Raw genomic sequence first — 9,224 nt, forward strand, 5'->3', positions numbered from 1 at the left:
CCCTTCGCCGGATCCCGGTTCTCGAACGGAGATCACCAACGCGGCCGTGCGGCGGGAACGCCGCGGCGCGCTCACCGATCCCGCCGTGTGCGATCCCGCCGCCCGCCGCTTCCCCGCCTGCGCCGCCTGGCTCGGCCTGGACCCCGAACCACAGTCGGCCGTCCTGGCGATGGCCGGCCTGGACAACCGCTGGACCGCCCTCACCGACGATGACGGACCCGTCGTCACAGGCCTGGTCAACGCCGGGGACAGCCTCATCCACACCAACCCCACCTCGGGCCATGGCGTGGCGCTCGGCCTGCGCGCCGCCCAACGCATAGCCGCCCATGTCGACGAGTTCGCCGAGGACCCCACCGGCTACCACGCCTGGACAGCACAGGCCCTCCGCCCGCTGTCCGGCGAGCAGGTGGCGGCCGACCGCGCCGGCGAACAACGCCTCGCCGAGAGCACACCGCCCTCGGACCGGCGGGCCGCTGCCCTGGCCGCCTGCGCCTCCTACGATCCCGTCGTCATGAGAGCCCGAGCCCAGGTACGCCATCTCCTGCGACCGGCCCACGACGCCTACAGCACCGACGAAGTGGACCGGCACGTCACCGCCTGGCCGGCCGCCCGCCCGGACTTCTCGCCGGAGCACGACGGCCCGACCCGAGACCAGTGGGACGCACTCATCCCGGGCTGAGTGACTGCCCGGCACCTCACCTCCGACGGTGGCGTACCTACCACCGTCGGAGGTGAGGCACACACCAGGCGCAGCCGCTCGACTGAAACTCCGATCTCCGATTGCGGCGGTCACCAAGCGTGCTGACACTGGATCCGCGTCTGATCTGTCGAACGAGTAGATGATCGGAGTAGACATGTCTGCGAATGACTTCGCATGTGAAGCTGGTGCTCAGGACTTCACCGCCACGGACTACCGGGACGGCAAGGGCAAGCGCTGGGTCACGGTGAAGGGCACGTGTTCGTGTCAAACCCCGGGCTTCACGCTCAAGCTGAAACTCGCAAGCCCGCCATTGGTCAAGATTCCAGAAGAACTGCACCTGGACCTGATCGAAGACAGGCCCCACGGGTCCGTCACCCAAGTCATCACGCCTACGAGCGTGGAAGGCAAGTTCGAGATCACTGACGTGGTCGAGCGGGTCGTGATCCGCAATCGAGACTTCAGCGTAGTGATCAAAGAACGGTGAAAACCTCCGGACTCCGGCGGACGGCAGAACCAGGAAGAGTCACAAGAGAAGCAGTGTGAGAACCGCTGAGGCTGACGTCACCGCTACAGGGCGATCCCGTCGCCGTAGCCGGGGAGTCAGCCTCAGCGGTGTGAACGGCGCGGAAGGCGGGCTGTTGCCCGGTGAGCCTGCTCCCCTACAGTGCGTGATGCTCGCATCCGCCCGTGACGACGCAGGAGCAGCCCTGTGGCCACCCAAGCACGCCCCGGCCCCCTCCCGAGCCCGTCCCCGGCGGGTCGCCGGGTTCCCGAGCTGGATCCCGCCGCCGTCGGGCAGTGGCGGGCCGGGGGAGGGGAGCTCATCGACCTGTTCGCCCAGGCGCGCGAACGGCTCGGCGGCGTCGCCGCGTTCCGGCTCGATGCGCGCCCGACCGTCCTGGTCACCGCCCCCGAGGCCGTGCAGCACGTGCTCGCGCTCCATCCCGACCGGTACGTGAAGCGCTCGCACCGCGCCCGACTGCTGATCGGCGACGGGGTCCTGGCCGCCACGGGCGAGGCGTGGCAGCGCCAACGGCGGCTGCTGCAGTCCCAGTTCACCGGCCGCGGAATGCGCCGCTACGAGCAGCGGATCACCGGGGCCGCCCGGACCACTGCCGCGCGCTGGGCCGGGTACGCCCGCACCGGGCAGGTCCTCGATGTCGGCGAGGAGATGCGCCGCTTCGCCCTGGACACCATCTGGCGTGCCCTGACCGGACATCCCCTCGACCTCGCGACGGAGCGTGAACTGGCCGCCGTACCCGCCGTGGTGGCCGCGCTGCCCAGCCTGCCCGCCGACGGCGCCGCAGCCCAAGGGGCGGTCGCCGCCGAGCTGGCCGCCATCGACGCCGTGGCGAGCCACGCCATCGCCGCCGCCCGCGACGGCGAGGCCGGACCCGACGGCCCAGGCCTGCTGCACGTCCTGCTCGACGCGGCCGGAACGCGCCCCGAGTACACCGACCAACTGATCCGCGACGAGCTGGTCACCCTGCTGGTCGCCGGTCACGAGACCACCGCCACCACCCTGACCTGGCTCTACCTCCTGCTGGACCGAAACCCGCAGGCACGGGAACAGGCCCTCGCCACGGGCGCCGAAGGATCGTCCGGGCGACGGCAGGCCGTCCAGGCGCTCGTCCATGAAACGCTGCGCTTCTACCCGTCCGCCTGGATACTGCCGCGCTGCGCGGCGCAGGATGACGTCCTCGCCGGATACGCGGTCGAGGCCGGCACCGACGTGCTGGTCTGCCCGTACCTCACGCACCGGGACCCCGGACTCTGGGAAGACCCCGGGCGGTTCGAGCCGGCGCGCTTCACCGCGCCCGGACGGCGCCCCACCCATACGGGGAGCTACCTGCCGTTCGGCATCGGCCCCCGGGCCTGCCTCGGCCTGCAGTTCGCCCTCCGGGAGGCGACCGTCCTCCTCGAACACCTGCTGCCCGCCCACACCCCCCGCTTCCGTTCCATCCCGGCGAAGGCCGCCTACGGCATCACCGTCCGCCCCGACGGCCCGACGCCCGCCGTGCTGGGCTGACTCCGAGCCTGCCGGTACCGGCGGAAGAAAACGCTTGGACCGCGCGAGCGCCCTTGCGGGACACTCCGTTTTCTGACGTGACGGTCCGACAAGGCAGGGTTGGTATGGGATCGCCCGAATCGCACGAAAGTTCGCGGCGCAGGGGTTCGGTGCTCCTCGCGCTCCGCTACTACGCACGGGAGTTGGGTCGACGGCCTTGGCTGACGGCGCCCGCGATGCTGCTCCCGGCACTGGGCAACATCGGCATCAACTACATCGCGCCGCTGGTCGTCGCGAAGCTCGTGGGCAGGATCGCGGGGGACACCGGCACCCGCACCGGCCTCGGCTGGGCGCTGCCCTACGTCCTCGGCTTCGCCGGAGTCCTGTTGTTCGCGGAGACGCTGTGGCGCATCGGGCTGCACTGCCTGAACCGCCTGGACGCCCGCGGTGTCGAGCACCTGTACGTGATCGGCATGGACGAGCTGTTCGCCAAGGACGCCGCGTTCTTCCACGACAACTTCGCCGGGTCGCTGACCAAGCGGGTCCTGAGCTTCGCCTCACGCTTCGAGGAGTTCGTCGACACGCTGACGTTCTCGGTCGTGGGCAGCCTGGTGCCGCTGGTGTTCGGATCGGTGGTGCTGTGGAGTTACGAACCGCTGCTCGTCGTGGGGCTCCTGGCGATGATCGCCGTCACGGCCCTGTGCACGGCGCCCCTCATCCGCCGCCGCCAGGCGCTCGTCGACCAGCGGGAGGAGGCGATCGCCCGGGTTTCGGGCCACGTCGCGGACAGCCTGATGAACATGGACACGGTCCGGGCGTTCGCCGCCGAGGATCGCGAGGCCGCCGAGCACCGGTCGCGGGTCGCGGAGTCGCGGCGGCTCATGCTGCGCTCGTGGGACTACGGCAACCTGCGCATCGACACGCTGGTCGCGCCGATGTCCGTGCTGACCTACGCGCTGGGCCTGCTGGTGGCCGTCGCGCTCGCCGGGGGAGGGCACGGCGTGGAGGCGGTCGTCGTCGCCTTCACCTACTACTCCAACGCCACGCGGATCATGTTCGAGTTCAATCAGCGCAAGAGGGGGACGAACGGGACCCGCTGCGGCGCGAGATCAATGGCTACGACCGTCTTCCGATTCCGGCTCCTGACTTCCCTCAAGTTCGCTCGAACCTGAGAGTGAGAGCCTTCTGACCTGTTCTCTTGAAGCAAAGCGCAGGCTGAATGTGGTCGGGATCGAGTATTCCGCTTCCTGAAGTTCGGAGAAGGTCAGTCCCATCTCACGGGCACCTCTGGATCTTGCTGCTGAGTCTCATGTAGATCAGGCTGTGGTCGGGTCTGGTCAGACGAATGCTGACTCTATGCTGACCGAGCTGACGGGCAGTCGGATCTCTCGGGTGTGGGACGGCCCAGTCCCCGGGCGGGGAATGGGCGATGCTTAAGGGGCGCGATTCTGCCCCACTCGGCGGCCGCGGGCGGCTCGGGGGTCTCTCCTCCGAGGCCGTGGCTGTCCGTCACCGTGCTAAGGGCATCCGGAAACCGTCGTTGTGGGTAGTCGACAAGACTCTGGATGCGTTTGTCGGGGCGTCAGGCCGGGCTGGTGGTCCTCGCGGGGACTCCCGAAGCTGGAGCGGCCGGCGGCGAGGTCGACCTGGAGGGATAAAAGAGCGTTTTATCCCGTAGATGGTGTTTGGTGAGGCGGCTGCTCAGGGTCGTGGTCGTGGTGTCGCTCGGATCGGCTGAGAGGTTCATGCAGGCCTGGAGAACGCTCTGTGGGACAGGCTCTCGGTCGACGCTCAGGTGGAGGTGGACCGCCTGATTGCCGCGGAGCGGAACGTGCAGGCCATTGCGTTGATGCGTGAGCGCGCTGAGCTGCCTCGGCCCGGTCTGCATGAGTGCGTTGATCTGCTGGATCAGCGATTCACGGTGCTGCGGTGGCGGTCGGCTGGCCCATATTGACGGTGGGCCTCGCGCTCAGGCATCGCGCCAGTTCGGGGTGGATTCACGGGTGAGCCGTCGGCTCATGAGGTCGATCATCGCGATGCGGATCACGGCTTCGGAGCGGTGTGGGTGGGGTTGTCGCCACCATGCACAACCTCACCCTCGCTGGGTGAAACAGCAGGTCACCCGCCCCTCCCGCCTGCGCGGCCCGAGCCTTCTGCAACACCCTTTAGCCCGGTCAGTCAGTGGTGTCGGCCGTGAGGGCCAGCGCGGTGGCCTCGAGGCCGACACTGTGGCTCCCCTTGACCAGGACGATGTCCTCGGCTCCCAGGACGCCCGCGAGGGTGCCGGGGACGCCGTCCCGGTCGGGGGTGCGGATCACCTGCAGGTCCGGGTTCTGGCGGCGAGCGGCCTCGGCCAGCGCCTCGGCGTGGTCGCCTCCGACTGCCACCAGGATCCGGACGCCGGAGTCGGCGACGAGCTTGCCGACCTGCCGGTGCCCGTCGAGGGCCTCTTCGCCCAGTTCCTTCATCTCGCCCAGCACCGCGACCGTGCGCCGTCCACCGGCCATCGCCGCCAGCGCGGCCAGGGCCACCGCCATCGAATCGGGGTTCGCGTTGAACGCGTCGTTCACGATCTTCAGCCCGTCGGGGCGGGTCAAGACCTCCATACGGCCGGTGGTCAAGTTCTTCGCGGCCGACAGCCGCTCGGCCACGGCCTGCAGGCCGGCGCCCAGGCCCAGGGCCACGGCTGCCGCCGCGAGGGCGTTCATGACGTGGTGCCGGCCGTGCAGTCCCAGGCGCACCCCCGCGTGCTCCTCGCCGTGGTGGAGGGTGAAGGAGGGGCGGCCCTCGGAGTCGAGCTGCACGTCGTCGGTCCACACGTCCGCGCCCTCACCCCGGCCGAGGCCGAAGCGCAGGACGCGGGCGCGGGTCTTGGCGGCCATGGCTGCGACGAGGGAGTCGTCGGCGTTGAGAACGGCGAGGCCGTCGGCGGGCAGCGCCTGCACGAGTTCGGACTTGGCCTCCGCGATGGCCTCCCGGCCGCCGAATTCTCCGACGTGCGCGGTGCCGACGTTGATGACCAGCCCCACCCCCGGCGGGGCGATGGTCGTCAGGTTCGCGATGTGGCCCCTGCCCCTCGCGCCCATCTCCAGCACCAGGTAACGGGTATCGGGGGCGGCGCGAAGCAGGGTAAGGGGCATCCCGATCTCGCCGTTGAACGACCGGTCGGTGACCGAGGTCGGCCCGAGCACGGGAAGGACCTGGGCCAGCAGGTCCTTCGTGGACGTCTTGCCCGCCGAGCCGGTCAGGCCGATCACGAGCGGGTCGGGGAGCTGGGCGAGTGCGTGGCGGCCGAGCGCGGCCAGGGCCTCGATCACGTCCTCTACTACGATCGCGGGGACGCCGACTGGGCGGGTGGCCAGCACCCCGACCGCGCCCGCTGCCACGGTCTGCGCGGCGAAGGCGTGACCGTCGACGCGCTCGCCGGCGATGGCGACGAACAGAGTGCCGGGGACGACTTCACGGGAGTCTGTGACCGCCCCGGCCGTCATCCGGGCGGCCCGGTTGGCCACGTCGACCAGGCGTCCGTTGGTGATCTCTGCGATCTCGTCAAGCGAGAAGGACAACATGTGCATGACTCCCTCGTACAGCGGCTCCCCGGCGGAGCCCTCGAGCCCCGCTGGCTATGCCACGACCGTAGCGCCGCAATAGACATCGTCCGACACGGCGCGGGTCCAACGGCCGACCTTCGCACCCCTCCGGAAGACCACCCCTGCATGTCCCACGACCTGAACTCCGGCCCGTACGTCGGCATCTTGGCCAGCGGGAAGTCGGCCCAACGGGAACCGTTTCCCCTGTCCGGGAAGACCGGCTTCGACTCCCTGACTCGACGGGGCTACCGCGCTGTGACCCTCGACACCCCCACGGGTGATGGCCGCAGCCGGTACCTGGGGGTGGCGCATCCGTCCTGACGGTGGCGGGTCTCGAGCTCGTCACGGATGGTTAGTTGGCGGAATTCGTATCGTCCAGTGCCGTGAGCTCAAGCAGTTGCTCCACTGTGGAGACCACGGTGGGGGACGAGAAGAAACTTCTGAGGCTGAACCTGATCCCTGTCATGGCGCTGATCCTGTTCACCGTCCGCGTTGCCAGGATAGAATTTCCCCCGATATGGAAGAAGTTGTCGAAAACGCCAACTCGCTCGACTCTCAGGACTTCGCGCCAAACGGCGGCGACATTTTCCTCAAGTGGGCTGCGAGGCGCCACGTAAGTGGAGGACGTGGGTATCTCCGTCGGGGCAGGGAGTGCCTGGCGATCTATCTTTCCGTTGGGCGTCAGCGGAAGCGAGTCGACGGTGACGAACCAAGTCGGGACCATGTAATTCGGCAATGCGCGCTCGCACCACATTCGGAGTGCGGTGGGCTGAAAGTCCCGTCCCAAGGCCGGTACGCAGTAGGCGGCGAGTCGCCGGTCGCCCGGCGCCTCCTCCCGAACCACCACCACGCAGGCAGCTACGTTGTCGTGCCTGAGGAGGTTGGCTTCAATTTCGCCCAGTTCAATGCGGAACCCTCGCACCTTGATCTGGTTGTCGATCCTGCCCAGGAACTCGAGGCTGCCGTCTGGTAGCCAACGCACCGTATCGCCGGTGCGATAGAGCTTTTCTGTCGAGTTGCCGGAGAAGGGGTTTGCGACAAACTTCTCCGCTGTCAGTTCCGGCCGCTTCAGGTAGCCTCGTGCAACCCCGGCGCCGCCTATCATCAATTCGCCGGGAACGCCAATGGGGGCCAGCTGGCCGAAATGATCCACCACGTATACCTGAGCGTTCGCGATGGGTCGACCAATGGGCATCCGTCGGCCCGTTGTTCTGTCTGTCGTAACCGAATGAAATGCGGCGCTCACAGTGGTCTCGGTCGGCCCATAGGAATGGAGAAGGTTGGCCGGGGCCCAAGGGCTTGACGCCACAGAATCTGCAACCGACCGTTCTGCCTCCTCTCCTCCATAGGAGACCAGCTTCGTTCCGGCGAGCATTTCCGGAAACCTGGAGAGGTGCTCATTGAACAATGACGCCACGAGCCTCACCACGGTTATTCCAGAATCTCTGATTTCTTGTTGGAAACGCTCAGGGTCAAGAAGTGTGTCTTTGGTGATGATCGCAAGAGTGGCCCCCGCGGTGAGCGTGGCCCAGCATTCGTGGGTGAATGCATCAAAATTGAAGGTGGAGCTCTGTGCCACGACATCGCTCGACGTCATGCCGACATGTCGCCGAATGAACTCGACGTAATTCACTACGCCCCTGTGTCGTATTTGAACACCTTTAGGAGTTCCAGTCGAACCGGAGGTGTAGATGACGTAGGCGAGGTTGTCCGGATTCGTGCAGTGGGCGGGATTACTCATCGGCTGAGCGCTGAAAACTTCCCGGTCATGGCCCAGGTCGACGATCCTGCTGTGGAGGAGCCGGATCCGGTCTCGAAGGTGATTTTGGACGATGACGACCGGGGTCGCGGTGTCTTTCTGCATGAACTCGAGACGACTCGTGGGGTAATCGGGATCGAGAGGTACGTAGACTCCACCGGCCTTCAGGACGGCGAGCAGTGCGATGATCAACTCCGCACTGCGCTCGGCACAGATGCCGACCAGAACCTCGGGCCCCACGCCCAGATCGCGAAGGTGATGAGCCAGCTGATTGGCGCGGGTGTTGAGTTCCCGGTACGTCAGGCAGGTATCGCCGTCAACCACGGCAAGGTTGTCGGGAAGGGTTCCGGCCCGCTCTTCCACCAGTTCATGGATGCAACTGTCCTCCGAAAACGCCGTTCGTGGACCGTTCCATTCGATGAGGAGTTGGTGTTCCTCGGCGGGGGTGAGCATGCGGAGTCGGCTCAGCGGGGTGGTGGGGGTGGTGGCCGCATGGGCGAGGAGGGTATGGAAGTGACCCGCCATGCGCTCGATGGTGGAGGATTCGAACAGATCCGTGCTGTAACTCAGCTGCACCTTTAGGTCATGGTTGCGCTCTTCGACAGTCATGAGGAGGTCGAATTTTTCGGTTGTGGTGTGGAGTGGTATGGGGGTGATGTCTGTGTTGGTGAGGTGCCAGGTGGTGTGGGTGGTGTTCTGCAGGGCGAGCATGACTTGGAAGAGGGGGGTGCGGCTGAGGTCGCGTTCGGGTGCGAGTTCGTCTACGAGGCGTTCGAAGGGGAGGTCTTGGTGTTCGTAGGCGTTGAGGGTGGTGGTTTTGACCTGGTGGAGGAAGTCTTGGAATGTGGGGTCGTTGGAGGTGTTGGAGCGGAGTACGAGTGTGTTGACGAAGAATCCTATGAGGTCTTCGATTTCGGTGCGGTTGCGGCCGGCGATGGGTATTCCGATGGCTATGTCGTGCTGGGCGGTGTATTTGCTGAGCATGACTTGGAATACGGCGGCGAGTGTCATGAAGAGGGTGGCGCCTTCTCGTTGAGCGAGTTGGCGTAGGGCTGAGGTGGTCTCAGCTGGGATGGTGAAGTCGATGGTGTTGCCGTGGCTGGTGCGGTGGGTGGGGCGGGGGTGGTCGGTGGGGAGTTCGAGGGGTTCGAGTCCGGCGAGGGTGGT

At 67.0% G+C, this 9,224-nt stretch carries 5 protein-coding genes and 3 pseudogenes; 5 read left to right on the top strand and 3 right to left on the bottom strand.

The annotated features are described in order from the left end of the window. Positions 1–61 precede the first annotated feature (61 nt). The 4 genes and pseudogenes from ACFYOB_RS17495 to ACFYOB_RS17510 form a co-directional block, all read left to right on the top strand. Positions 62–679, top strand: a pseudogene (locus tag ACFYOB_RS17495) (FAD-dependent oxidoreductase); the annotation flags it as partial. Between the two features lie 175 nt (positions 680–854). Then, the gene (locus ACFYOB_RS17500; RefSeq protein WP_388560709.1) at positions 855–1,184 is read left to right on the top strand and encodes a hypothetical protein; all 330 of its coding nucleotides are present in this window, start codon (positions 855–857) and stop codon (positions 1,182–1,184) included. Between the two features lie 225 nt (positions 1,185–1,409). Continuing rightward, on the top strand, positions 1,410–2,729 hold the full coding sequence (locus tag ACFYOB_RS17505) for a cytochrome P450 (RefSeq protein WP_388560711.1): 1,320 nt from the start codon (positions 1,410–1,412) through the stop codon (positions 2,727–2,729). 104 nt (positions 2,730–2,833) lie between these two features. After that, positions 2,834–3,778 (top strand): annotated as a pseudogene (locus tag ACFYOB_RS17510) (ABC transporter transmembrane domain-containing protein); the annotation flags it as partial. An 899-nt stretch (positions 3,779–4,677) separates the two neighbouring features. Here ACFYOB_RS17510 and ACFYOB_RS17515 read toward each other — a convergent pair. Together ACFYOB_RS17515 and murF are read right to left on the bottom strand one after the other, a co-directional pair. Next, positions 4,678–4,782 (bottom strand): annotated as a pseudogene (locus ACFYOB_RS17515) (IS5/IS1182 family transposase); the annotation flags it as partial. 100 nt (positions 4,783–4,882) lie between these two features. Then, positions 4,883–6,277 (bottom strand): UDP-N-acetylmuramoyl-tripeptide--D-alanyl-D-alanine ligase, encoded by a 1,395-nt coding sequence (murF, locus tag ACFYOB_RS17520; RefSeq protein ID WP_388560738.1) that lies wholly within the window; start codon positions 6,275–6,277, stop codon positions 4,883–4,885. Positions 6,278–6,424: 147 nt separating this feature from the next. Here murF and ACFYOB_RS17525 point away from each other — a divergent pair, with 147 nt between their 5' ends. Then, positions 6,425–6,619: a hypothetical protein gene (locus ACFYOB_RS17525; RefSeq protein ID WP_388560713.1), complete on the top strand. Its 195-nt coding sequence runs from the start codon at positions 6,425–6,427 to the stop codon at positions 6,617–6,619. A gap of 31 nt (positions 6,620–6,650) precedes the next feature. Here ACFYOB_RS17525 and ACFYOB_RS17530 read toward each other — a convergent pair. Continuing rightward, the coding region (locus ACFYOB_RS17530) for an amino acid adenylation domain-containing protein (protein ID WP_388560715.1) at positions 6,651–9,224 on the bottom strand (2,574 nt) is incomplete at its 5' end.

This window comes from Streptomyces sp. NPDC006463 (assembly GCF_042870715.1).
Lineage (GTDB): Bacteria > Actinomycetota > Actinomycetes > Streptomycetales > Streptomycetaceae > Streptomyces.